The sequence below is a fragment of the Paraburkholderia sp. PAMB 6770 genome (assembly GCF_057748135.1).
Map to the genome: position 1 here is coordinate 1253330 of NZ_CM173238.1, position 24136 is coordinate 1277465.

Annotated in this window: 19 protein-coding genes, 5 tRNA genes and 1 pseudogene; 15 read left to right on the forward strand and 10 right to left on the reverse strand. The window is 66.9% G+C overall.

Annotated elements, in window-relative coordinates; genetic code table 11:
• Positions 1–4: 4 nt before the first annotated feature.
• Positions 5–796 carry an enoyl-ACP reductase FabI gene (fabI, locus tag AC3AP7_RS05770; RefSeq protein ID WP_475764614.1) on the reverse strand — a complete coding sequence of 264 codons (792 nt, stop codon included), beginning with the start codon at positions 794–796 and terminating at the stop codon, positions 5–7.
• 222 nt (positions 797–1018) lie between these two features.
• On the opposite strand from fabI, the gene AC3AP7_RS05775 reads away from it, so the two are divergent.
• The 5 genes from AC3AP7_RS05775 to AC3AP7_RS05795 all read left to right on the forward strand — a co-directional run bounded on the left by AC3AP7_RS05775 (position 1019) and on the right by AC3AP7_RS05795 (position 7637).
• The gene (locus AC3AP7_RS05775) at positions 1019–2839 is read left to right on the forward strand and encodes an extracellular solute-binding protein (RefSeq protein WP_475764613.1); all 1821 of its coding nucleotides are present in this window, start codon (positions 1019–1021) and stop codon (positions 2837–2839) included.
• A 57-nt stretch (positions 2840–2896) separates the two neighbouring features.
• Positions 2897–3934, forward strand: a complete 1038-nt coding sequence (locus AC3AP7_RS05780; RefSeq protein ID WP_475764612.1) for a microcin C ABC transporter permease YejB — start codon at positions 2897–2899, stop codon at positions 3932–3934.
• Between the two features lies 1 nt (position 3935).
• The gene (locus AC3AP7_RS05785) at positions 3936–5042 is read left to right on the forward strand and encodes an ABC transporter permease (protein WP_475764611.1); all 1107 of its coding nucleotides are present in this window, start codon (positions 3936–3938) and stop codon (positions 5040–5042) included.
• Positions 5039–6736, forward strand: coding sequence for an ABC transporter ATP-binding protein (locus AC3AP7_RS05790; RefSeq protein ID WP_475764610.1), 1698 nt, complete (start codon positions 5039–5041; stop codon positions 6734–6736). The genes AC3AP7_RS05785 and AC3AP7_RS05790 overlap by 4 nt, the downstream gene beginning before the upstream one ends.
• A gap of 127 nt (positions 6737–6863) precedes the next feature.
• Positions 6864–7637 carry a C40 family peptidase gene (locus AC3AP7_RS05795; protein WP_475764609.1) on the forward strand — a complete coding sequence of 258 codons (774 nt, stop codon included), beginning with the start codon at positions 6864–6866 and terminating at the stop codon, positions 7635–7637.
• A 216-nt stretch (positions 7638–7853) separates the two neighbouring features.
• On the opposite strand, the gene AC3AP7_RS05800 is transcribed toward AC3AP7_RS05795, so the two are convergent.
• From AC3AP7_RS05800 to AC3AP7_RS05815, 4 genes are all read right to left on the reverse strand, one after another.
• Positions 7854–8114, reverse strand: a complete 261-nt coding sequence (locus AC3AP7_RS05800) for a hypothetical protein (protein WP_475764608.1) — start codon at positions 8112–8114, stop codon at positions 7854–7856.
• A gap of 71 nt (positions 8115–8185) precedes the next feature.
• Positions 8186–8482 carry a hypothetical protein gene (locus AC3AP7_RS05805; RefSeq protein WP_475764607.1) on the reverse strand — a complete coding sequence of 99 codons (297 nt, stop codon included), beginning with the start codon at positions 8480–8482 and terminating at the stop codon, positions 8186–8188.
• 480 nt (positions 8483–8962) lie between these two features.
• Complete coding sequence (locus tag AC3AP7_RS05810; protein ID WP_475764606.1) at positions 8963–9220, reverse strand: hypothetical protein; 258 nt, start codon at positions 9218–9220, stop codon at positions 8963–8965.
• A gap of 276 nt (positions 9221–9496) precedes the next feature.
• Positions 9497–10456: a patatin-like phospholipase family protein gene (locus tag AC3AP7_RS05815; protein ID WP_475764605.1), complete on the reverse strand. Its 960-nt coding sequence runs from the start codon at positions 10454–10456 to the stop codon at positions 9497–9499.
• Positions 10457–10875: 419 nt separating this feature from the next.
• Between AC3AP7_RS05815 and gltX the strand changes: the two genes are divergently transcribed.
• The 6 genes from gltX to AC3AP7_RS05845 all read left to right on the forward strand — a co-directional run bounded on the left by gltX (position 10876) and on the right by AC3AP7_RS05845 (position 13133).
• Positions 10876–12285 carry a glutamate--tRNA ligase gene (gltX, locus tag AC3AP7_RS05820; protein WP_475764604.1) on the forward strand — a complete coding sequence of 470 codons (1410 nt, stop codon included), beginning with the start codon at positions 10876–10878 and terminating at the stop codon, positions 12283–12285.
• Positions 12286–12406: 121 nt separating this feature from the next.
• A tRNA-Ala gene (locus AC3AP7_RS05825) sits at positions 12407–12482 on the forward strand.
• A 154-nt stretch (positions 12483–12636) separates the two neighbouring features.
• Positions 12637–12712: transfer RNA gene (locus tag AC3AP7_RS05830), tRNA-Glu, on the forward strand.
• Between the two features lie 79 nt (positions 12713–12791).
• Positions 12792–12868: transfer RNA gene (locus tag AC3AP7_RS05835), tRNA-Asp, on the forward strand.
• Between the two features lie 61 nt (positions 12869–12929).
• A tRNA-Glu gene (locus AC3AP7_RS05840) sits at positions 12930–13005 on the forward strand.
• Positions 13006–13056: 51 nt separating this feature from the next.
• A tRNA-Asp gene (locus AC3AP7_RS05845) sits at positions 13057–13133 on the forward strand.
• Between the two features lie 104 nt (positions 13134–13237).
• On the opposite strand, the gene AC3AP7_RS05850 is transcribed toward AC3AP7_RS05845, so the two are convergent.
• Both AC3AP7_RS05850 and AC3AP7_RS05855 read right to left on the reverse strand, forming a co-directional pair.
• Positions 13238–14317, reverse strand: a complete 1080-nt coding sequence (locus tag AC3AP7_RS05850) for an aldose epimerase family protein (protein WP_475768062.1) — start codon at positions 14315–14317, stop codon at positions 13238–13240.
• Positions 14318–14362: 45 nt separating this feature from the next.
• On the reverse strand, positions 14363–15580 hold the full coding sequence (locus AC3AP7_RS05855; RefSeq protein WP_475764603.1) for a XylR family transcriptional regulator: 1218 nt from the start codon (positions 15578–15580) through the stop codon (positions 14363–14365).
• 260 nt (positions 15581–15840) lie between these two features.
• Between AC3AP7_RS05855 and xylA the strand changes: the two genes are divergently transcribed.
• The 3 genes from xylA (at position 15841) to AC3AP7_RS05870 (ending at position 19402) form a co-directional block, all read left to right on the forward strand.
• The gene (xylA, locus tag AC3AP7_RS05860; protein WP_475764602.1) at positions 15841–17163 is read left to right on the forward strand and encodes a xylose isomerase; all 1323 of its coding nucleotides are present in this window, start codon (positions 15841–15843) and stop codon (positions 17161–17163) included.
• A gap of 106 nt (positions 17164–17269) precedes the next feature.
• Complete coding sequence (gene xylB / locus AC3AP7_RS05865) at positions 17270–18748, forward strand: xylulokinase (RefSeq protein ID WP_475764601.1); 1479 nt, start codon at positions 17270–17272, stop codon at positions 18746–18748.
• A 189-nt stretch (positions 18749–18937) separates the two neighbouring features.
• On the forward strand, positions 18938–19402 hold the full coding sequence (locus AC3AP7_RS05870) for a GNAT family N-acetyltransferase (RefSeq protein ID WP_475764600.1): 465 nt from the start codon (positions 18938–18940) through the stop codon (positions 19400–19402).
• A gap of 111 nt (positions 19403–19513) precedes the next feature.
• Here AC3AP7_RS05870 and AC3AP7_RS05875 read toward each other — a convergent pair whose 3' ends face one another.
• The gene (locus AC3AP7_RS05875; RefSeq protein ID WP_475764599.1) at positions 19514–20419 is read right to left on the reverse strand and encodes an AraC family transcriptional regulator; all 906 of its coding nucleotides are present in this window, start codon (positions 20417–20419) and stop codon (positions 19514–19516) included.
• Between the two features lie 221 nt (positions 20420–20640).
• Between AC3AP7_RS05875 and AC3AP7_RS05880 the strand changes: the two genes are divergently transcribed.
• Positions 20641–21045 carry a gamma-glutamylcyclotransferase family protein gene (locus AC3AP7_RS05880; protein WP_475764598.1) on the forward strand — a complete coding sequence of 135 codons (405 nt, stop codon included), beginning with the start codon at positions 20641–20643 and terminating at the stop codon, positions 21043–21045.
• A 261-nt stretch (positions 21046–21306) separates the two neighbouring features.
• Here the strand turns inward: AC3AP7_RS05880 and aceB are convergent, their stop codons facing one another.
• Complete coding sequence (gene aceB, locus AC3AP7_RS05885; protein ID WP_475764597.1) at positions 21307–22908, reverse strand: malate synthase A; 1602 nt, start codon at positions 22906–22908, stop codon at positions 21307–21309.
• Positions 22909–23212: 304 nt separating this feature from the next.
• Positions 23213–23999: pseudogene (locus tag AC3AP7_RS05890) on the reverse strand (haloacid dehalogenase type II); the annotation flags it as partial.
• Positions 24000–24136 lie beyond the last annotated feature (137 nt).

Below are 24136 nucleotides of genomic sequence, written 5' to 3' on the forward strand. Positions count from 1 at the left end.
CCGCTTACTCCGCTGCGGCAGCCATTCCGCCGACCACCGCATTGAAGCCGCTGTCGACGTGCACGATCTCCGCCGTGATGCCCGCCGCGAGATTCGACAGCAGGAACGCGGCCGAGTTGCCGACCTGCTCGATCGTCACGTTGCGCCTGAGCGGCGCATTGTCCTCGACGAACTCGAGAATCTTGCCAAAGCCCTTGATGCCGCTCGCGGCGAGCGTCTTGATCGGGCCTGCCGAGATCGCGTTCACGCGCACGCCCTTCGCGCCGAGCGAGACCGCGAGATAGCGCACGCTGGCTTCGAGCGCGGCCTTCGCGAGCCCCATCGTGTTGTAGTTCGGAATGGCGCGCTCGGCACCGAGGTAGCTGAGCGTGAGCAGCGCCGCGTCGGGCGAGAGCATCGGCAGCGCGGCCTTGGCGAGCGCGGGGAAGCTATAGGCCGAAATGTCGTGCGCGATCCGGAAATTCTCGCGCGTGAGGCCGTCGAGAAAGTCGCCGGCGATCGCTTCGCGCGGCGCAAAGCCGATCGAGTGGACCAGGCCGTCGAGGCTGTCCCAGTGCGTCTTCAGCGACGCGAACAGCGCGTCGATCTGCGCATCGTCCGCGACGTCGCACGGAAACACGAGGTCGCTGCCGAATTCCGCGGCGAATTCGGTGATGCGGTCCTTGAAGCGGTCGCCGACATACGTGAACGCCAGTTCGGCGCCTTCGCGCTTGCAGGCCTGTGCGATGCCGTATGCGATCGAACGGTTCGACAGCAGCCCGGTCAGCAGGATTCGTTTACCAGCGAGGAAGCCCATGAATTCTCCTATTAAGTCGACGCGCCGCGGGGTCGGATGTGCGGGATCGCGCGGGATTATTGGGTAGAATTCTCTCACATTGCAACCACCCCTCCGACCCGATCCCCTGGCAAGGCCTCCATGACAACTGGCTCGCGAAGGATTCATGCGCCTCGTGCAGGGGTATGCGGTATCGCGCAGTGGCTGTGGCGCATCGCGCCGCGCATCCGGGCGGCTGCGCCGATGCTGGCCGCCGCGGCGTGTGCCGCGCTCGCGGGCGCGCCGCCCGCGCAGGCCGCCGACGCGATCGCGCAGTATGGCGAGCCGAAGTACCCGCCCGGCTTTGCGCACTTCGATTACGTGAATCCGGATGCGCCGAAGGGCGGCACACTGGTGCTCGCGAATCCCGACCGGCAGACGAGCTTCGACAAGTTCAATCCGTTCACGCTGCGCGGCAATGCGGCGCCGGGCATCGGGCTGATGTTCGAGAGCCTCGCGCTCAGCAGCGCCGATGAAGTCGCCACCGAGTACGGCCTGCTTGCGGACGACATCCGCGTCGCGCCCGACGGTCTTTCGGTGACCTTCCACATCAATCCGCACGCGCATTTCTCGAACGGCGACCCGGTCACCGCGGCCGACGTCAAGTACTCGTTCGACACGTTGAAGGGGCCGCTTGCCGCGCCGCAGTTCGCGTCGTACTTCGCCGATATCACGCGCGCAGTGGTGATCGATCCGCTGACGATCCGCTTCGATTTTCGCGAGCGCAACCGCGAATTGCCGCTGCTGGCGGGCGGGATCCCGGTGTTCTCGCACAAGTGGGGGATGAAGCCGGACGGCACGCGCGTGCCGTTCGACCAGCTCGCGTTCCAGCCGCCGATCGGCAGCGGCCCGTATCTGATCGAGCGCTACAGCAATGGCCGCACGATCACGTACCGGCGCGACCCGCATTACTGGGGCGCTGCGCTGCCGGTGCGCGTCGGCATGTACAACTTCGCGCGCATCACCTACAAGCTGTACTCGGACGACACCGCGCGCCGCGAAGCGTTCAAGGCCGGCGAATACGACGCGATGGTCGAGAACATCGCGCGCAACTGGGTGCGGCGCGATGTCGGCAAGCGCTACGACAGCGGCGAGCTCATCAAGCGCGAGTTTGCGCAGCACAACGGCAACGGCATGCAGGGCTTCGTGCTGAACCTGCGCCGTCCGCTGTTCCAGGACGTGCGCGTGCGCGAGGCGCTCGATCTCGCACTGGATTTCCAGTGGCTCGACCGGCAACTGTTCTACAACCAGTACACGCGCATCGACAGCTATTTTGTGAACACGCCGTTCCAGGCGAAGGGCATGCCCGGTCCCGGCGAGCTCGCGCTGCTCGCGCCGTGGCGCAGCGTGCTGGATCCCGCGGTGTTCGGCCCGATGCCGGTCCAGCCCGATACCGACCCGCCGGGCTCGCTGCGCGCAAACCTGCTGAAGGCGCGCGCACTGCTGAACGCGGCCGGCTGGCACTATCGCGACGGCGCGCTGCGCAACGCTGCGGGCGTGCCGTTCGTGTTCGAGATGCTCGACGACTCGTCGGGCACGGCCGCATGGGCCCCCGTCATGGCGATGTATCAGCGCAACCTCGCGAAGCTCGGCATTACGGTGAACTATCGCGCGATGGATTTCGCGGTCTACCAGAAGCGGCTGGATGCATTCGACTTCGACGCGACGATCATCAAGTTTCCCGACGAGCAGGTGCCGGGCACCGATCTCGTCGACGAGTTCGGCAGCAAGTCCGCCGGTGTGCAGGGCTCGGGCAACCTGTTCGGGCTGAAGTCGCCGGCGGTCGATGCGCTGCTGCACGCGCTCGTGCACGCGCAGACCTTCGACCAGCTGCTCGACGCGAGCCACGCGCTCGACCGCGTGCTGATGCATGGTTATTATGTCGTTCCGCACTGGTACAGCAATGTGCACCGGGTCGCGTTCAGGCGCGGCCTCGCGTGGCCGAAGACGCTGCCGCTGTACTATTCGGCGGTCGACTGGATCACCTCGATGTGGTGGTTCGAGCCTCCCGCGCAGCGGCGCTGAGCGCGCGCTGCGGTTCTCCGTCCACGCCAGCCGCACCGTCGCATCCGGAATATCGCCATGTGGAGCTACATCCTCAAACGTCTGCTGCTGATGATCCCGACGCTGCTCGGCGTGCTGACGCTCACGTTCGTGGTGATCCAGTTCGTGCCCGGCGGTCCGGTCGAGCAGATGGCGCACGAGTTGCGCAAGGGCGCCGAGCAAGGTGCGCCGTTCGGCTTGCGTGCACACACCGGGGTCGACGCGAAGCAGATCGCCGAGCTGAAGAAGCTGTATGGTTTCGACAAGCCGCCGCTCACGCGCTATGTGCTGATGCTCAGGCGTTTCGCGACATTCGATCTCGGCCAGAGCTACTTTCGCCATCAGAGCGTCTGGTCGCTGATCGTCTCGAAGCTGCCGGTGTCGATCAGCATCGGCTTGTGGACGTTCTTTCTCACGTATCTGATCTCGGTGCCGCTCGGCATTGCGAAAGCGATCCGCAACGGCTCGCGCTTCGACTTCGTGACGAGCCTGATCGTGCTGGCGGGCTACGCGATCCCCGGCTTCGTGCTGGGCGTGCTGCTGCTCGTGCTATTCGGCGGCGGCTCGTTCCTGCAGATCTTCCCGCTGCGCAACCTCACGTCCGACGACTGGTCGCAGCTGAGCCTCGCCGGCAAGGTGCTCGATTATCTGTGGCACATCACGCTGCCGGTGACGGCGTCGGTGGTGGGCAGCTTCGCGGTCGTCACGATGCTCACGAAAAACGCGTTTCTCGACGAGGTGCGCAAGCAGTACGTGCTGACCGCGCGCGCCAAGGGCCTGTCGGAGCGGCGCGTGCTGTGGAAGCACGTGTTTCGCAACGCGGCGCTTCCGCTGATCGTCGGTTTTCCGAGTGCGTTCATCGGCGCGTTTTTCTCGGGCAGCCTGCTGATCGAGACGCTGTTCTCGCTCGACGGGCTCGGCCTGCTGTCGTATCAGTCGGTGATGCAGCGCGACTACCCGGTCGTGCTCGGCACACTGTATCTGTTCACGCTGATCGGGCTCGCCACGAAGCTGATCTCCGACCTGTGCTATGTCTGGGTCGATCCCCGCATTCAATTCGAGCAACTGGAGCGCTGATTTGAGTCGAGCCCGCACTCGTGCCGATCTGCCGCCGCGTACCGGGCCGGTGCGCGCGTTCGTCTCGCCGTCGCCCGCGCGGCGCGTCTGGCAGCGGTTTCGCCAGCAGCGGCTCGGCTACTGGAGCCTGATCGTCTTCGTCACCGCGTTCGTGCTGAGTCTCGCGGGACCGCTGTGGTCGAACGACAAGCCGCTCGTCGTCCGCTACGACGGCCATCTGTATTTCCCGCTCGTCAAGACCTACCCGGAGACCGCCTTCGGCGGCGATTTTCCGACGCCGGCCGATTATCTCGACCCGTACATTCGCGACCGCTTCAGCCGGCCCGGCAACTTCGCGATCTATCCGCCGAATCACTATTACTACGACACGCTGAACTACTTCTCGCGCGTGCCGAGTCCCGCGCCGCCGTCGCGCGAAAACTGGCTCGGCACGGATGCCGAAGGGCGCGACGTGTTCGCGCGCCTGCTCTACGGCTTTCGCGTGTCGGTGGAGTTCGCGCTCGCGCTGACCGCGATCGGCACGCTGCTCGGCGTGTGCGCCGGCGCGGTGCAGGGCTTCTTCGGCGGCAGGACGGACATCGTCGGACAGCGGCTCATCGAAGTGTGGAGCGCAATGCCCGAGCTGTATCTGCTGATCATCTTCTCGTCGATCTTCGAGCCGGGCTTCATCCTGCTGATCGTGCTGCTGTCGCTGTTCGGCTGGATCGGGCTGTCCGACTACGTGCGCGCGGAGTTCCTGCGCAACCGCACGCAGGATTACGTGCGCGCCGCGCGCGCAATCGGCCTGTCGAACTGGCAGATCATGTGGCGCCATGTGCTGCCCAACAGCCTCACGCCGGTCATCACGTTCCTGCCGTTCCGGATGAGCGGCGCGATCCTGTCGCTCACGAGCCTCGACTTTCTCGGCCTCGGCGTGCCGCCGCCGACGCCGAGTCTCGGCGAACTGCTGCAGGAGGGCAAGGACAATCTCGACGCATGGTGGATCTCGATGTCGACCTTCGGCGTGCTGGTGCTGACGCTGCTGCTGCTCACCTTCATGGGCGACGCGCTGCGCAACGCGCTCGATACGCGCGTGAACGACGCGATGCGTGCGGGAGGCAAGCCATGAGTGCGCCGCCGCAGCCGCCGCGACCGTTGCAGCCGTTGCAGCCGTTGCAGCCGTTGCAGCCGCCGCAGCCACCGCAGCCGCCGCAGCCACCGCAGCCACCGCGGCCGTTGCTGGAACTCGATCGTCTGCAGGTGCGCTTCGGCGACACGCTCGCGGTGCGCGACATGTCGCTCGCGATCGCAGCGGGCGAGCGTGTTGCGCTCGTCGGCGAGTCGGGCTCGGGCAAGAGCGTGACCGCGCTGTCGATCCTGCGGCTGCTGCATGACGCCGACGTGAGCGGCACGATCCGCTTCGACGGCGAGGATCTGCTCGCGAAGAGCGAGCGCGCGATGCGCGGGCTGCGCGGCTCCGACATCGCGATGATCTTCCAGGAGCCGATGACCGCGCTCAATCCGCTCTACACGATCGGCGAGCAGATCGCGGAAACGGTCGTCGTGCACGACGCGGTGTCGCCGAAGGAGGCGCGCCGGCGCGCGGTGGCGCTGCTCGACCGTACCGGCATCGCGGAACCGGGCAAGCGTGTGAACAGCTATCCGCATCAGCTTTCGGGCGGCCAGCGGCAGCGCGCGATGATCGCCATGGCGCTCGCGTGCCGGCCGCGGCTCTTGCTCGCCGACGAGCCGACCACCGCGCTCGACGTGACGATTCGCGCGCAGATCGTCGAGCTGCTGCTCGAACTGCAGCGCGAGGAGGTACAAAAGCGCGGCATGGCGGTGTTGCTGATCACGCACGACCTGAACCTCGTGCGCCATTTCGCCGAGCGCGTGGCCGTGATGGAGCAGGGCGTGCTCGTCGAAAGCGGGCCGGTCGCGCAAATCTTCAGCGCGCCTCAGCATCCGTACACGCAGCGGCTCCTGCAAAGCCGGCCGGAGCGCGAGATCCTGCCGGTACTGCCGATCGCGCCGGTGCTGCTCGAGGCGCGCGGCGTCTCGGTCGACTTTCGCACGCCGCTGCCGGGCGTGCGCGGCTGGTTTCGCGCGGGACGGTTTCGCGCGGTTGCCGACGCGAGCGTGGCGGTGCGCCAGGGCGAGACGCTCGGGATCGTCGGCGAGTCGGGTTCCGGCAAATCGACGTTTGCAATGGCGCTGCTCGGCCTGCAGCCGGTCGCGCACGGGCAGATCGAGTTTCAGGGCAGGGCGCTCGCGAGCTATCGCGGCGCCGAGCGTACCGGGCTGCGCGCGCATCTGCAGGTGGTCTTTCAGGACCCGTTCAGCTCGCTTTCGCCGCGCCAGACGATCGAGCGCATTGTCGGCGAGGGGCTCGCGCTGCATCGCCCGCAGCTCGACGCGGCCGCGCGGCGCGAGAAGGTCGTCACGGTGCTGCGCGAGGTCGGGCTCGACCGGACCGTGCTGTACCGCTATCCGCACGAATTCTCGGGCGGCCAGCGGCAGCGCATCGCGATTGCGCGCGCGCTCGTGCTGGAGCCGCGGATCCTGATTCTCGACGAGCCGACCAGCGCGCTCGACGTGTCGATCCAGCAGCAGGTGCTGAAGCTGCTTACCGGGCTGCAGCGCAAGTACAACCTCGGTTTTGTGTTCATCAGCCACGATCTGGCGGTGATCGGTGCGATGGCGCATCGCGTGGCGGTGATGCAGGCAGGGGCGATCGTCGAAACGGGTGCGGTCGAGGATATTTTTGCGAAACCGGCCCATCCATATACGCAAAGGCTTTTGAAAGCTGCGGACTTAGGTTGATTTTCACCAATTGGGTGCGTGTCTCGATTGTATTTTTCTATTTGTTTTGACACATGAATACTTACTGGCTAGTATCGACCCAACTTTTTTCGCATCCCTCTGATTTTTAGGCAAAAACTACCGACCAATGCAGCACGGAAACTTGACCCAGGCTTGCACGCGCGTCGTCGCCGGGATGTTCATTGGCGTATTGATCGCAGCAGCACCCGGCGTTTTCGCCGATGAAGCAAGCAATTTCAATCAGAATGCCGTAATTTCGACCCCCGCCGGGTCGAATTCGTTGTCGCTCCCCAATTTGCAAGGCACGTCGCCGGCGTCTGTCGCGCAGGCGTCGCCGTCGCCCCTGACCCCCGTTGCGGCTGCGGCTGCTTCGATGCTGCCGCCGTCCACGTCGGCGGACGCCGCGCCGGCCGCGAGCGCCGATAGCGGCGGTGCGCGTGGGTTCCTGTCGGGCATGGCGGGCAAGGCGGGCGACGTCGTGGTCGGCGCACTGAACATGATCGGCGTGCGTTATCGCTGGGGCGGCAATTCGCCGGATTCGGGACTCGACTGCAGCGGGTTCGTCCGCTATGTGTTCCAGGATACGCTGGGCCTCGCGTTGCCGCGCCGCGCGGAAGAAATGAGCCGGGTCGGCGAGAAGGTCAGCCTGAACGACCTGAAACCGGGCGACCTGGTCTTCTTCAACACGATGCGCCGCACGTTCTCGCACGTCGGCATCTACATCGGCGACAACAAGTTCGTGCACTCGCCGTCCACCGGCAGCACGATCCGCGTCGACGACCTCGACGAGAGTTACTGGGAAAAGCATTTCACCGGTGCGCGCCGCATCGAGGTGTCCTATAAGGGCAGCCAGGATCTGAAGCAGCGCGTGAAGGCGTCGCTCGACGGCCTCGGCAACTGAGTTTCCCGTACGCGTGTCCGGATAGGACAAAGCCCGCTTCGAATGAAGCGGGCTTTGTTTATTGCGACGCCGATTTATTTTCGTCTGGATGGTGGCGCGAGCGGTCCTTGCATCGAACGGGTCTCGCAGGCGTAATTCGCAGCCGTTGGCAAAGGTCCGCGGGTTGAGACATGAAGGGTCTTGCGGGCCTCCGTCCGGGACAGGTCCGATCGTGCATCAGTCCGTGGCGGCAGTCGTCTGGATCAGCGGCTTCAGGCCTGGGTTCGACAGCGCCAGCAGGTTGAGCGTGGCCGCGCCGAAGCGGCGCGCAAACTCGTCGTCAAACCTGTCGTTGTAGTCGGAAGCGGGCAGATTCATCGGGAATGCCCGCTGGGTGACAGCCCTCGCGTTGTCAACGTCGAGCGTGTACGAAACGAGCGTCCGCTCATCCTCATCCCACAGGACCACGACGCACCGCTTTGGCGGATGGTTTGCCATGCGTATCCCCTGTACGCTTGATTGCGCCGGGTGGTTTCTACGTATCCTGTTTCAGTGGGTCGCGTGACCTGTCAGGCTTTGGGCGGCTTGTGCTCGCCCCAGTTGATGGTGTCGCCTGTCGTGAGTTGAATGCGCTCACGCAGTTCCGGGTGCCTCTTGGCCTGAATCAGGATGGCAATAGCGCCGAGGGCACGTGCGTCCTCGTCCGTAATGGGGGCGTCTGGTGTTTCCTCCGCGTGAGGCGGGATGGTCATTGCGCCTGCCCGATCGATCGCCAACTGCACCTGGGAGCGTGACACTGTGCAAAGCTGCACCTGTTGCGTGTCCTCGTTATAGAAGACGATGGTGGCGCGGGGTGTTTTCGTCATTTCAATATCCTCGGCAAGCCTGGTAGCGGGAGAATGCGCGTTGTGTGCAGAGCGCGTAGGTGCGCGGGTCCTGGTATATCGCGCGTGCGAACTGACATTGGTCCATTTCGTTGTCGTACTGTGCGGCACACGCCGCCTCGTCTTCCTCGCTCACGCCTCTAGCGGCGAGATCGATCAAGTTCTCGTCGACGGAATCGTCACTGTACTTGAATGGTTGCGTGTTTCCGAGCGGCGTCGGGGGAGGCGACGAGGATGGCCCATCTGTTGCCGCGCGTGGCGCCCCTCCCGCAGCCTGTCTGGCCCGCTCCTGCTGGATGGCTTCCACGCACGCGCGCAAGTCGTCGGCAACGGCACGAAAATGAGTTTGCCCCGCTGCACCGCGTCGAGCACCGCGCGGGCAACCTGTTGCGTATTCATCTTCCAGATCCGCCCTTCGTAGTCTTCGACGCGCGCGAGCACATCCCTCGGTTCGCGATCGGATCAGGACAGGGAAGGCGGCCGGCTCGTCCCGAGCCAGGCCGCCTGCGCAACCTTCATGGCCGCGTCGATGTCGCGGAGCTCGTCGGGCGAGACTTCGGTGAAGCGCCTGCCGGTCCCGAAGACGAAGTGGCGCGCCGGATCGAACGTCCATGGATCCCGCACGCTCAGATACATTGACTGGTCAAGGCTGTGCCAGAAAAAGCGGAAGTACCGCCAGTGCTCGCTGGCACTGCGGGAGTCAGGTGCAGGGCGATTCATGCAAGGGGTTGCCCCATGTGGCGGGCCGGTCGAGGTGGGGCGCGACCGGCACGGATGGCATAAAATAAGGAATACTTAATATTTTGAGCAATCTTTTCTGGGCCCAATGGGACGTATCCGAAAAGAGGCGGCGCTTCATGCGAAGCGGATTGCCGCCACAAGGCAAGCTGGCGCGCGCCGGAATGACGCGCCACCACGGCATCACATTGATGAAGGCGGGTCGCGAATCGCCGGGCGGTTTCAATCCCCCGGCCAACCAATGGCGACCGGATCGCGCTAAGCCGCCATCTGCCGCGCGGCGAGCTTGCGTATCAGCTCCGGCGCGATGCGCGCCGCGGCTTCCTCGCCGGCGAGAATGGCCGCGTTGCGCTGCGAGAAATCGCTGCCGCTCATCGCGGCGAGGTTCGGCCGGATCACGATATCGGCGTACTTTTCCAGCTCGTAGGTCTTGATGGTCTGGCCCATGATCGTGAACGTCTGCAGCAGCACGTCGAACTCGCTCGACGTCGCGCCCGTCTCGGGCCGCTGCGAGATGTCCACCGCGATCACGAAGTCGGCGCCCATGCGGCGCGCGAACGACGCGGGCACCGGGCTCACGAGACCGCCGTCGACGTACTCGCGCGTGCCGATTCTCACCGGCTCGAAGATCGACGGCACGCTGCACGACGCGCGCACCGCGATACCGGTATTGCCGCGCTGGAACAGGATCGGCTCCCCGGAATGCAGATCGGTCGAGACGATGCCGAGCGGCTTCGCCATGTTCTCGATCGGCCGGCCGTGCAGCGTCGTATTCAGGTAGTTCTGCAGCGCGACGCCCTGCAGCAGTCCACGGGTGCGAAACGGCATCGCCCAGTCGCTGATCGATGCTTCGTCCATCCGCAGCGCGAGGCGGTTCAGCGCGAAGCCGTTCATGCCGGACGCGTACAGCGCGCCGACCACGGAGCCGGCACTTGTGCCCGCAACCAGGTCGACATGGATGTTGCGCGCTTCGAGCGCCTTGATGACGCCGATATGCGCGAAACCGCGCGCGGCGCCGCCGCCGAGCGCGAGGCCGACCCGCAGTGGGCGCGGCGGCCGGCTCGCGGCCGGCGGCGGCGTGGGTGTGGCCGGCGTGGCCGGCGGCTCGCCCGAGAGCGAAGCCGTCTCGCGGCCTGTGGTCGCGCAGCCGGTGAGCACGGCGGATGCCGCCGCAAGCGAAAAGGCGCGGCGACTCAGATTCAGGGTGGATGGCTTCAACGAATTCTCCAGCAACGGCGGGGTGCGGCGCGGCGCATGCATGGCCCGCGTCCGCAGCGGGCGGCGTCGCGCCCGCCGCCGCGAGCGGGCTGTCGCGGCGCGCGCCCATGATAATGCAAAGCATCGCGGCACCCCGACGGGCGAGACGAACGGTTACACAAACACGGCCGGCCCGTGACGGCCGCGCGGCGCGCGCACGACGGATCCTGGGCCGCCACGCCCGCCCGGGGCGAGCCGCCGCACCCGAACGTCCGGCGCCGCGAGCGCGCCGGTCGGCCGCACGGATGAGCGCGGGTATAATTCGCGTCTCCTTTCCGGTTCGCGCCACGACGTCCGACGCGTTGCATCCGCGGCCTGCGCCGCATGAGCGTCGCGCCAGCCGGCCGCGGCGCCGCAGCCTGTTTTTCGAGTATTCGCCCATGACCACCTCCGTCCGTACCCGTTTCGCTCCGAGCCCGACCGGCTTCATTCACCTCGGCAACATCCGTTCCGCGCTGTATCCGTGGGCTTTTGCACGCAAGATGAAGGGCGCCTTCGTGCTGCGGATCGAAGATACCGATGTCGAGCGCTCGACCTCCGCCTCGGTCGATGCGATCCTCGAAGGCATGGCCTGGCTTGGTCTCGACTACGACGAAGGCCCGTTCTTCCAGATGCAGCGGATGGACCGCTACCGCGAGGTGCTGCAGCAGATGCGCGAGCAGGGGCTCGTGTACCCGTGCTACATGTCGACCGAAGCGCTCGATGCGCTGCGCGAGCGGCAGCGCGCGGCCGGCGAGAAGCCGCGCTACGACGGCACCTGGCGCCCGGAGCCGGGCAAGGTTCTGCCGCAGCCGCCGGCCGGCGTGCAGCCGGTGCTGCGCTTTCGCAACCCGCTCACCGGCGTGGTCGCGTGGGACGATGCGGTGAAAGGGCGTATCGAGATTTCGAACGAGGAACTCGACGATCTCGTCATCGCGCGTCCGGACGGCACGCCGACCTATAACTTCTGCGTGGTCGTCGACGATCTCGACATGCGCATCACGCATGTGATTCGCGGCGACGATCACGTGAACAACACGCCGCGCCAGATCAACATCCTGCGCGCGCTCGGCGGCGAGCCGCCGGTCTACGCGCACCTGCCGACCGTGCTGAACGAGCAGGGCGAGAAGATGAGCAAGCGGCACGGCGCGATGAGCGTGACCGGCTATCGCGACGCCGGCTTTCTGCCGGAGGCCGTGCTGAACTACCTCGCGCGGCTCGGCTGGTCGCACGGCGACGCCGAGATTTTTTCGCGCGAGCAGTTCGTCGAATGGTTCGATCTGGAGCACCTCGGCAAATCGCCGGCACAGTACGATCACGACAAGCTCACGTGGCTGAACGCGCACTACATCAAGGAGGCCGATAACGCGCGCCTCGCGGATCTCGTGCGGCCGTTCTTTGCCGCACTGGGTGTCGATGACGGCGCGCTCGCGCGCGGCCCGGCGCTGGCCGGCGTGGTCGCGCTGCTGAAGGACCGCGCGTCGACCGTCAAGGAAATCGCCGACAATGCGCTGCTCTTTTACCGCACGCCGACGCCCGACGCCGATGCGCTTGCGCAGCATCTGACCGACACGGTGCGTCCCGCGCTGGCCGATCTCGCGGCCGCGCTGAAAAGTGCCGAATGGACGAAGGAGGGCATCGCCGCTGCGCTGAAGGCCACGCTCGCCGCACACAAGCTGAAAATGCCGCAACTGGCGATGCCGGTGCGCCTGCTCGTGGCGGGCACCACGCATACGCCGTCGATCGACAGCGTCCTGCAACTGTTCGGCCGCGAGGTCGTGCTGAGCCGGCTCGACACGCCGCGCGACTGATCGCGTGAAGCGGCGATCGCGCATCCGATCGCGCATCAATTGCAAAAAAATGACGCGTCATCGCTCAACGGGTATTTACAAGACCCGGAATGCCCTCTAGAATCTCGTTTCTGTTCTGCAGGGGGGTATAGCTCAGCTGGGAGAGCGCTTGCATGGCATGCAAGAGGTCAGCGGTTCGATCCCGCTTACCTCCACCAACAGAGCAAAGTGAAGTTTCCCGGTGAGCCGGGCGTTGTAGAAAAAAAGACTTCACAAACCGCAGCAGGGTAGTTAAAATATTGGTCTTTGCTGCTGACGAGTTGAAATTGGCGTCAGTTAGCAGCAAGATAAAGACAGATCCGCAAAGATCATGTCCCCTTCGTCTAGAGGCCTAGGACATCACCCTTTCACGGTGAGTACAGGGGTTCGAATCCCCTAGGGGACGCCAGACATCGGCGTCGTTTCTTCAGTGAGGCGGCGCGGCTAGCAAGACATAACCGACGCTTGCTGGCTTGGGTGCAAAGACTGGAGTGGTAGTTCAGTCGGTTAGAATACCGGCCTGTCACGCCGGGGGTCGCGGGTTCGAGTCCCGTCCACTCCGCCAGACAAAGCCCGTTCATCGGAACGTGAACGGGCTTTTTTATTAAAGGTGTAAGCAGCACGTTGTCCCCTTCGTCTAGAGGCCTAGGACATCACCCTTTCACGGTGAGTACAGGGGTTCGAATCCCCTAGGGGACGCCAGAGACAACGCTTCATGCCGGTCGCTGAGAGCGGTGCGAAGCAGCAGGAAACGGAGCGGTAGTTCAGTTGGTTAGAATACCGGCCTGTCACGCCGGGGGTCGCGGGTTCGAGCCCCGTCCGCTCCGCCAGTCGCACGCAATGAGCCGTTGAATTCGCGAGAATTCAACGGCTTTTTGTTTTTCACGCCGTGCACCGCGTCGTACGCCGGTGTTTCCCTGTTCTCGCCACACGCTCATACGCCGCTGCGCACGCCGACCCGATACTGCGTGGTCTGTCGGTACGGCTTGCCCGGACGCAGCACCACCGGGTCGCGTTCGGCCATGTTGATCTGGTTCGGGAAGCCGCCTGCCTCGAGGCACAGCCCCGCATGGCGTGCATAGGTGAGGCCGCCGCGGCCGCGCTCGCTCGCGAGGTGATTGCCCGTGTAGAACTGCAGTCCCCATTGGTCGGTCAGCACGCGCAACTCGCGGCCGCTGCCCGGATCGTAGACGCTCGCACATTCGCGCACCGCACGCGTGCCGTCGCAGGCCGGCGGCACGTCGCCGAGCACGTAGCAATGATCGAAGCCGCCCGCCAGCGCGAGCTGTGCGTTCGGCCAGTCGAGCCGCGCGCCGACCGGCGCGCTGTGCCGGAAGTCGAACGGATTGCCGGCGACATCCGCGCGTCCGCATGGAATCAGCGTTTCGTCGATTTCGAGGAACGTGTCCGCATCGATCGACACCACGTGCCCGCGTATATCCGACGCTGCGTCGCCGCTCAGATTGAAGTACGGATGGCTCGTCAGGTTCAGCGGCGTCGGGGCGTCGCTGCGCGCTTCGTAGCCGATTGTCAGCGTGCCGTCGTCGTCGAGCGCGTAGCGCACGTGCACCGTCAGGTTGCCGGGAAAGCCCGCTTCGCCCTCGGGCGAATCGAGCCGCAGCAGCAGCGCGCCGGCGTCTTCTTCGGCATCCCAGCGCTGCCGGTGAAAACCCGTTGCGCCGCCGTGCAGCAGATTGCGGCCTTCGTTGCGGTCCAGTGCGTACTCGATGCCGTCGAGCATGAAGCGCGCCCCGGCGATGCGGTTGGCCCAGCGCCCGATCAGGCCGCCCATGTAAGTCGTCGCCTCGACATAAGCGGCCGGCGTATCGTGGCCGAGCAGGATGTCGGCGAGCCGCCCGGTTCGATCGGGCGCCTGCCACGACACGAGCGTCGCGCCCAGATCGCTGATCGCGACGCGCATGCCTGGCGCGTTGCGCAGCGTGAACAGTCGCACCGGGTCGCCGCCGGGCAACGTGCCCCACGGCTCGGAAGTCAGATGGGCCTGGCTGATCATAGGGCGGGCCATGGTTATCGTGATGACGGGTGAGGGGTCTCGCGCTCAGTCCGGCGTGACGCCGGCGCGGGCGCGCTCCTGATACTCGCGCGGCGTGCAGCCGAGCTCGCGGCGAAACACCGCGTACATATATTGCAGCGACGTGAAGCCGCAGCGGATCGCGACCTCCGCGCTCGGCGCGTCGCCCCTGGCAAGCAGCGAGCGCGCCGCGTCGAGCTTGTGGCGCAGGATTTCCTGGTGCACCGTGCATTGCAGTTCGCGGCGAAAATGCTCCTCCAGCGATGAGCGCGATACGCCGACATAATCCGCGACCTGCTCGGTGCGGATCCCCTGGCATGCGTACTGACGGATGAAGTGGCGCGCGCGCATCACGTGCGGGCTCGCGAGCGGCTCGTGGCGGGTCGACGCCATTACGTTGATGCCGACTGGCGGCACGCGGATGCGCCGGCCCGGGAAACGCGCGCCGTGCAGCATCTGGTGCAGCAGGTGCGCGGCCGTGCGGCCCATTTCCTCGGTGCCCTGAATGACCGACGACAGCGGAATGCGCGTGAGCGTGCGGGTCAGCGGATCGTTGTCGATGCCGATGATCGCCACCTCCTCCGGCACCGCGATGCCGGCCATCAGGCAGGCCTGCAGCAATTGCCGCGCGCGCGCATCGGTGACCGCGATGATGCCGACCGGCTTCGGCAGGCCGGCCAGCCAGAGCGTGAGCTGCTCGATCGCCTGGTTCCAGAGCGGCGCGCTCGTCGACAGGCCGCGCCAGATTTCCGCATCGAGGTGCGCGGCGTCGCCGCCGTCCTGCCGGCGCAGCGCGGCGAACACGCGTTCGCGCTCCTGCGCCCAGCGGTTCTCGGGCGCGTCCGGCAGGCTGTACAGCGCGAAATGCGGCAGACCCGCGCCGATCAGATGCGTGTACGCGAGCGACATCAGCTTCGCGTTATCGGTGGCGATATAGGGCAGTTCCGCCGGATACTGCGCGTCGTCCTCGTACGACGAGCCGACCGCCACGACCGGCAGCGGGCATCCGCGCAGCGCGTCGCTGACCGCCGGGTCGTCGAAGTCGGCGATGATGCCGTCGCCGTCGAAGCGCTCGATGCCGTTCAGCCGGCAGCGGAAGTCTTCTTCCAGAAAGAGGTCCCATGCGACGCGCGTGGACAGCAGGTAATGCCCGATCCCGCTGATGATCTCGCGGTCATACACCTTGTTCGCATTGAACAGCAGGGCAATCCGGTGCGGCGTCTGGGTGGTGCCGGGTCGGCTCATCGCGGTGTCGGGCGGCGCGCGGGGCGCAAACGGGGTCTCGTGGCGGTGCGGCGCGCGAGCGCCGGCTTGAGGCATCCGGCTATTCTAGGCCGGGTTCGCGGCGCGTGCGCGCACCGGGCCGTCGTGCGGTGAGAAACGTTAGCCGCGCTGCGCAATTTCGCAATTGCCGCCGGGCGCCGGCTGCTGGCAGCATGGCGTCACCCTGACGAATCCGCCGCGGCCGCATCGCACGGTCGCGCGGCCCCTTCCTGGAGACGCCCATGTCCTTCTTCGAACATATTCCCGCAGTCCGCTACGAAGGTCCGCAATCGGACAACCCGCTCGCCTACCGCCACTACGACCGCACGAAACGCGTGCTCGGCAAGACGCTCGAAGAGCATCTGCGTCTCGCGGTGTGCTACTGGCATACGTTCGTCTGGCCGGGCGCCGACATCTTCGGGCAGGGCACGTTCCAGCGCCCGTGGCAGCAGCCGGGCGACGCGATGGAGCGCGCGCACCAGAAGGCCGATGCCGCGTTCGAGTTCTTCAGCAAGCTCGGCACGCCGTACTACACGTTCCACGACACGGACGTCGCGCCGGAAGGCAAGAACCTGCGCGAGTACGGCGAGAACGTCGCGCGCATGACGGACTATCTCGCGCGCAAGCAGCAGGACACCGGCGTGAAGCTGCTGTGGGGCACCGCGAACCTGTTCTCGAATCCGCGCTATGCGGCCGGCGCCGCGACGAATCCGAACCCTGAAGTGTTCGCGTACGCCGCGAGCCAGGTGTGCCACGCGCTCGACGCGACCCAGCGCCTCGGCGGCGAGAACTACGTGCTGTGGGGCGGGCGCGAGGGCTACGAGACGCTGCTGAACACCGACCTCGTGCGCGAGCGCGAGCAGTTCGCGCGCTTTCTGAACATGGTGGTCGAGCACGCGCACAAGATCGGCTTCAAGGGCACGCTGCTGATCGAGCCGAAGCCGCAGGAGCCGACCAAGCACCAGTACGACTACGACGTCGCCACCGTGCACGGCTTCCTGCTGCAGTACGGCTTGCAGAACGAGATCCGCGTGAACATCGAGGCCAATCATGCGACGCTCGCGGGGCACTCGTTCCATCACGAGATCGCCACCGCGTTCGCCCTCGGCGTGTTCGGCAGCATCGACGCGAACCGCGGCGATCCGCAAAACGGCTGGGATACGGACCAGTTTCCGAACAGCGTCGAGGAACTGACGCTCGCATTCTATGAAATCCTGCGCCACGGCGGATTCACGACCGGCGGCATGAATTTCGACGCGAAGGTGCGCCGCCAGAGCATCGATGCGGAGGACCTGTTCTACGGCCATATCGGCGCGATCGACAATCTCGCGCTCGCGCTCGAACGCGCGGCCGTGCTGATCGGCAACGACCCACTGGAGCAGTTCAAGCGTCAGCGCTACGCGGGCTGGGACACCGAGTTCGGCCGCAAGATCCTGTCCGGCGGCTACTCGCTGTCCTCGCTCGCGCAGGACGCGCTCGCGCGCGGCGTGAATCCGCATCACGTGAGCGGCCAGCAGGAGCGCCTCGAAGGCGTCGTGAATCACGCGATCTACGGCCTGCGCTAACGCCGCTGCGCACGCGAACCCGCCCCTTTTCACCCGAACGAGGCGCTCGCGCGCGCCGCTCCGCGACAGCGGAGCGCGCGTGCCGGCGCCGCAGAGGAACGCAGTGATGTTCATCGGAATCGATTTAGGCACATCGGGCGTGAAAGCGGTCCTGCTCGATCGCGACGGCCACGTGCGCGCGAGCACGAGCGAGGCGCTGAGCGTCAGCCGGCCGCAGCCGCGCTGGTCCGAGCAGGTGCCCGCGGACTGGTGGCGCGCATGTACCACGGCGCTTCGCGCGCTGCTCGACGCGGCACGCGCCGCGGGCATCGGCGCCGACCAGGTGGAGGCGCTCGGACTGACCGGCCAGATGCACGGCGCGACGCTGCTCGATGCGCACGGCGACGTGCTGCGGCCAGCCATTCTCTGGAACGACGGACGCTCCGGGCGCGAGTGTCTCGAACTCGAAGCGGCGGTGCCGCATCTGCATGCGATGGCCGGCAATCTCGCGATGCCCGGCTTCACCGCGCCGAAGCTGCTGTGGGTGCGCAAGCACGAACCGGAGGTTTTCGCGCGCATCGCCCACGTGCTGCTGCCGAAGGACTATCTGCGCTACCAGCTCACCGGCGACTTCGCGACCGATCCGTCGGATGCCGCGGGCACGCTGTGGCTCGATATCGCGCGGCGCGACTACAGCGACGCACTGCTCGCCGCGTGCGGCCTGTCGCGGGAGCAGATGCCGAAGGTCTTCGAAGGCAACCAGATCACCGGCACGCTGAAGCCGGCGCTCGCGCGCGAGTGGGGACTGCGCGAGATTCCGGTGGTCGCGGGCGGCGGCGACAATGCGGCCGGCGCGATCGGCGTCGGCATCGTGCGGCCGAAACAGGCGATGCTGTCGCTCGGCACCTCGGGCGTGTATTTCGCGGTGTCCGACGGCTTTCTCGCCAATCCCGCGTCCGCGGTGCACAGCTTCTGTCACGCGCTGCCGGACACGTGGCACCTGATGTCGGTGATGCTGAACGCGGCCGGCTGCCTCGACTTCACCGCGCAACTGACCGGCTACACCGACGTCGCGGCGCTGCTCGACGACGCGCAGCGCAACGCGCGCCCGCAGCATCCGTGGTTCTTGCCCTACCTGACCGGCGAGCGCACGCCGCACAACAACGTCAACGCAAAAGGCGTCTTTTACGGGCTCGTGCCGCAAACGAGCCGCGCGGACCTCGCGAACGCGACGCTCGAAGGGGTGGGCTTTGCGCTGCTGGACGGCATGGACGCGCTGCATGCGGCGGGGCTCGTGCCGGACGAGATTTCGCTGATCGGCGGCGGCTCGCGCAGCGCGTACTGGACGCAGATGCTCGCCGATATTTCAGGGCGGCCGCTGACGCTGCGCGCCGGCGGCGAAGTGGGGCCGGCGCTCGGCGCGGCGCGCCTCGCGCACCTCGCGCTGGAGCCGCAGGCCTCGCTCGATGCGATCTGCCCGACGCCCGAGCGCCTCGCGGTGCGCGAACCCGATCGGGCGCGTCACGCGTGGTATCGCGACGAACGCCGTCCGACGTTCCGCGCGCTGTACCGCTCGCTCGAACCGGTGTTTGCGAGCGGCGCCTGACCCCGCCGCCGCGGCGCGCCGGTTCGGGGGGCGCGCATGCGGACGCGCAGACCGGGAGCGGAGCGGCGGCCGGCGCGCATGCCGCGCGCCGGCGGTTCGCAGCGCCTGTCCTGCTCGGGACATTCAGTGATTGCCAGCGCGCGCCGGGTGCTTTACCGTTGCATCGAGACCCTTTTCGCGCGCTGCATCATGTTCGTCCTCGAGGAAGCCCATTCGCCGTTCCAGATGCGCAAGGCCAGCATGGACGACTTCGCGTTTGCCGAAGCGCTGACCCGCAACAACATGGGCGGTTACTACACGCGGCATCATCTGGTCTGGCGCAGCGACCTGTTTCTCGCCAGCTGGCGTGAGTCGGAAAATTACATTCTCGACGTCGACGGCCACCCGGCCGGCGTGCTGCGCATCACGGTCGAAGGCGATTCGCTGCACATCCGCGACGTGCAGATCGCCGAAGGCTACCGCCGGCGCGGCGCCGGCACCTACATGCTCGATCTGGCGCACCAGTGGGCGCGTGAGCGCGGGCTGCGCGAACTGCAACTGCGCGTGTTCGTCGACAATCCCGCCGCCCGTCTTTACCAGCGCATGGGGTATCGCCTCGCCGGACCGCGGCTCGCGCAACTCGGCGCGATCCGCCATCTCGCGCGGCGCGTCTGAAGCGGGTGGCGCCGTGCGCGTTCCCTGCGCCGGATGCAGGGGCGCAGCGCAGCCGCAGGTTCGCGCCGTACCGGCGCGTTTGCGTGCGCACCTGAAATTCGGCCCGCGCCGCTAGCGTTCGCTGTGCGCTTGCGCGGAACCCGACACCGTGTCGCCGCGCGCGTCGTCCACTTCGTCCACGTCGTCCGCTTCGCCGTCCTGCCATGCCGGCGCCGGGCCGCGCTCGATGAACGCGCGCGGGCTCTTGCCGAACGCGCGCCGGAACATCGCGGAGAACGCACTCTGGCTCTGGTAGCCGAGTTCGCGCGCGACCTGCGACAGCGGCCGCCCCTGGCTGAGCAGCGGAATCGCGCAGGCGAGCAGCGCCTGCTGGCGCCATTGCGAAAAGCTGATGCCCAGCTCCTGGCGAAACAGCCGCGCAATCGTGCGCGTGCTCGCGCCGACGCCGAGCGCCCATTGATCGAGTGAAGCGGGGCTCGCAGGATCGGCGAGCACCGCTTCGCACAGCGCGCGCAAGCGTTTTTCGTTCGGCATCGGCACCGCGAGCGGCAGCGGCTCGGAACGCGTCAGTTCGTCGAGCGCGAGCGCGCCGAGCAACTGCTCGCGCGCCGCCGGCAGCGCGGACGTGTCGAGCGCCGCGATCACCTCGCGCAGCAGCGTCGACACTTCGACCACACGGCACGCATCGAGTCCCGGCGGCGCGGCGATTTCGTCGATGTACAGCGTGCGCAGAAAGGCTTCCTCGACGATCACGACTTCGTGCGTCACGTGCGGCGGCACCCAGATGGCGCGCGACGGCGGCACCATCCACGTCGAGCCGGTGGTCGCGACGCGCAGCACCCCGCGCGATGCATACGCGACCTGTGCCCATGCATGCGTATGCCGCGCGATCCGCACGCCCGCGGCCATCGGCCGCGAGCGCACGCGGATCGGATGAACCCGGTTCGGCGCGAATTCGGGCGGAATATCGGTGAAGTCGACCTGGGTCGACAGCGACGCGGTGGCGGGCGGGCTCATGAGCGGGGCGGGCGGGGCGCGCAGGCGTGACGGTGACGCCATTGTAGGGCCAGTCCGCGCGCTGCCGGCAGGCTCGTCACCGGGGAGGGGCGCTCCCGCGGCAGGCATAATGCGCACAGGCTGTCCTCGGCCCGCGCGTGATGCGGCGGCGTGCGGGCGCGGCAGCGGTGCGGCGCGCCGGGCGCTGCGCCGGCATTCTGACAGAGGAAAAATTGACGACGATGCAGCGGGTTTTCGTGTACGGCACCTTGCGGGCCGGAGAGATCAACGATATCGGCGTGGCGGCGCTACGCCACGGAATGGACGCGCCGCGGCTGCTCGGCCGCGCGACGCTGCGCGGGCAGCTGTTCGACTTCGGCGCGTATCCGGGGCTCGTGCCTGACGAGGCCGGCGAGCCGGTGGTCGGCGACGTGTACGAGATCGAGCCCCGCCTCGTGGCGGTGCTGGACGAGATCGAGGAGGTGTATCCGGGCGTCGAGGGGTTGTTCGTCGCGCGCGAGACGACGATCGAGGTGGACGGTGCGCCGCTCGTCTGCCGCTACTACCCGGTGACGCGCGACGCAGTGGCCGGGCTGCCGGAAATCGTCCCGGGCGACTGGGTCGCATACCGCCGCGCGCGCGGCTAGCGCTCGCGCGGCAGACTGCTACGCAGGCGAAGCAGGCGAAGCAGGCGAAGCAGGCTACGCAGGCTACGCAGGCTACGCAGGCTACGCAGGCTACGCAGGCTACGCAGGCTACGCAGGCTACGCAGGCTACGCAGGCTACGCAGGCTACGCAGACGAAGCAGACGAAGCAGACGAAGCAGACGAAGCAGACGAAGCAGACGAAGCAGACGAAGCAGGCCGCCGCATCGCCGAAGACCCGGCGCAGCGGCGGCCGATGCGTGCTTACAGCTCTTCGTACAGCGGCAGCGTCAGGAAGTCGGTGAACTGCTCCGAGGTCGACATCTGCTCGAAGATCTGCGCGGCGCGCTCATACGGCTTCGGATCGCCGCCGGCCGTCCGCAGCACGTTCTGCAGCTCTTCCTTCGACAGCGCGCGCACCAGGTCGGCGGTCACCTTGCGGCCGTCGTCGAGCGCACCCTTCGGCGAGCGGATCCACTGCCACACCTGCGAGCGCGAAATTTCGGCGGTGGCGGCGTCCTCCATCAGATTGTGGATCGGCACGCAGCCGTTGCCCGCGAGCCACGCGCCGAGGTAGTGAATCCCGACGTTGATGTTGTTGCGCAGCCCCGCCTCGGTGATCGGCTTCTCCGGGCGGAAATCGAGCAGATCCTTCGCGGCCACCTCCACGTCGTCGCGCTGGCGGGCGATCTGGTTCGGCGCGTCGCCGAGCACCTTGACGAACGCTTCCATCGCGAGCGGCACGAGCCCGGGATGCGCGACCCAGCCGCCGTCGTAGCCGTCGCTCGCGTCGCGCGCCTTGTCGGCGCGCACGCCGGCCATGGCGCGGTCGTTGGCGGCCGGGTCGTTGCGGATCGGAATCAGTGCGCTCATCCCGCCGATCGCCGGAGCCTGGCGCCGGTGGCAGGTCTTCAGCAGCAGCAGCGCGTAGGCGCGCATGAACGGCGCGGTCATCGTGATCTGCGAGCGATCGGCGAGGCAGAAGTCCTTGTCGCTGCGGAATTTCTTGATCGCGGAAAAGATGTAATCCCAGCGGCCCGCGTTCAGGCCCGCGCTATGCTCGCGAAGCTCGTACAGAATCTCGTCCATTTCGAACGCGGCAAGAATCGTCTCGATCAGCACGGTGGCGCGGATCGTGCCGCGCGGGATGCCGACCGCTTCCTGCGCGGCGACGAAGATGTCGTTCCACAGCCGCGCTTCGAGATGGCTTTCCATCTTCGGCAGATAGAAGTACGGGCCCGAGCCGCGCGCGATCAGCTCCTTCGCGTTATGGAACAGGAACAGCGCGAAGTCGAAGAGGCCGCCCGAGACGCGCTGGCCGTCGACCATCACGTGCTTTTCGTCCAGATGCCAGCCGCGCGGACGCACGATCAGCGTCGCGGTGCGCGCATTCAGCTGGTACGACTTGCCGTTCTGTTCGAGCGAGATCGTGCGGCGCACCGCATCCTTCAGGTTGATCTGGCCGGTGATCTGGTTGTCCCAGCTCGGCGCGTTCGAATCCTCGAAGTCCGTCATGTACGAATCGGCCCCCGAGTTCAGCGCATTGATGATCATCTTGCGCTCGACGGGCCCGGTGATTTCGACGCGCCGGCATTGCAGGTCCTGCGGCAGCGCCGCGATTTTCCAGTCGCCTTCGCGGATGCTGCGGGTGGCGGCGAGGAAGTCCGGGCGCTCGCCGGCGTCGAGGCGCCGGGTGCGCTCGACGCGCGCCTTCAGCAGCGCCTGGCGGCGCGGCTCGAACGTACGGTGCAGCGCGGCGACGAGATCGAGCGCGTCGCGCGTGAGGATCGCTTCGTAGCCGGGACGGATGTCGCCGGTGAGGGTCATGCCTTGCGGCAACTGCAACGAGGGGTGCGGGTTCGCCATGTTTTCTCCGTGGTCGGTCATCTTGTCAAGTAGCGGGGTTCAACGGTGCGGGATTGCGCCGATGCGGGTCGAAAGCGGCGCGCGGTACGCAGCGCCGGCGCGGCGGCCACCCGGGGGCCGTGCCGCGACCGTTACGCGGCGGGGCTGCCGCGCGTGGGGGTGCCTGGATCGGGGGTGCCTGGATCGGGGGTGCCCGGATCGGGGGGGCCCGGATCGGGGGTGCCCGGATCGGGGGTGCCTGGATCGGGGGTGCCTGGATCGGGGGTGCCTGGATCGGGGCGGCCTGAATTGGGCGTGCCTGAACTGGAGGTACCTGGATCGGAAGTACTCGCGCAGGAGCGGCCTGTGCGGGATGCGCCTGCGCCGGAGCGCTCCGCGGGGCGCAGGAAGGCAAGCAGCTCCGGCAGGCTTGCGCCGGTGCCGTCGGGCATGACGCCGAGTTCTTCGAGCGGCGCGCCGTGCCGGTTCAGCCAGAACGTGCGGAAGCCGAACCAGCGCGCGCCGGCCGCATTCCAGCCGTTGGACGACACGAACACGATATGGCGCGCGGCCGTCCCGAACGCCTGGGTGGCGAGCGCATACGCGGTGGGCGACGGCTTGTACGCGCGCACCGCGTCGACCGACAGCACGTGGTCGAACAGGCCGCCCATGCCGGCGCTTTTCACGGCGATGTCGAGCATCTCCGGGCTGCCGTTGGACAGGATCGCGAGCCCGGGCGCCGTGCCGTCCGCGCGCTGCGCACGCAATGCGCGCAGCACCGGCAGCGTGTCCGGGAAGGCCGACAGGCACGCGTATTCGTCCATCAGGCGCTTTTCCGCACCGGCGGTGAGCGGGAGACCGAGCCGGCGCGCGGCGTAGCGCAGCGCGTCGAGCGTGATGTGCCAGAACGGCCGGTAACGCGCGCCGGCCGGATCGGCGAGGCTGCGCAACTGCGTGTATTCGATCTGCTTCTTGCGCCACAACTGCGACAGCGCATCGCCGTGGCCGGGAAACAGTTGCTCGCTCGCGGCGACCACCGAGTGCACGTCGAACAGTGTGCCGTAGGCGTCGAAGATCACTGCGTGGGGAGTCGGTGTCGTTTTGGCCGACATTGCCATGCGCTCCTGTGAGAGGTCGGAACGGATTGTATTTGTGATGTTGGGTATCTAAAAAGACGCTATCGATCACTTGATCTTTTACTTTGATGCGCATAATCTGACGCTCACTCTTTATTTCGCACGCGTTCGTC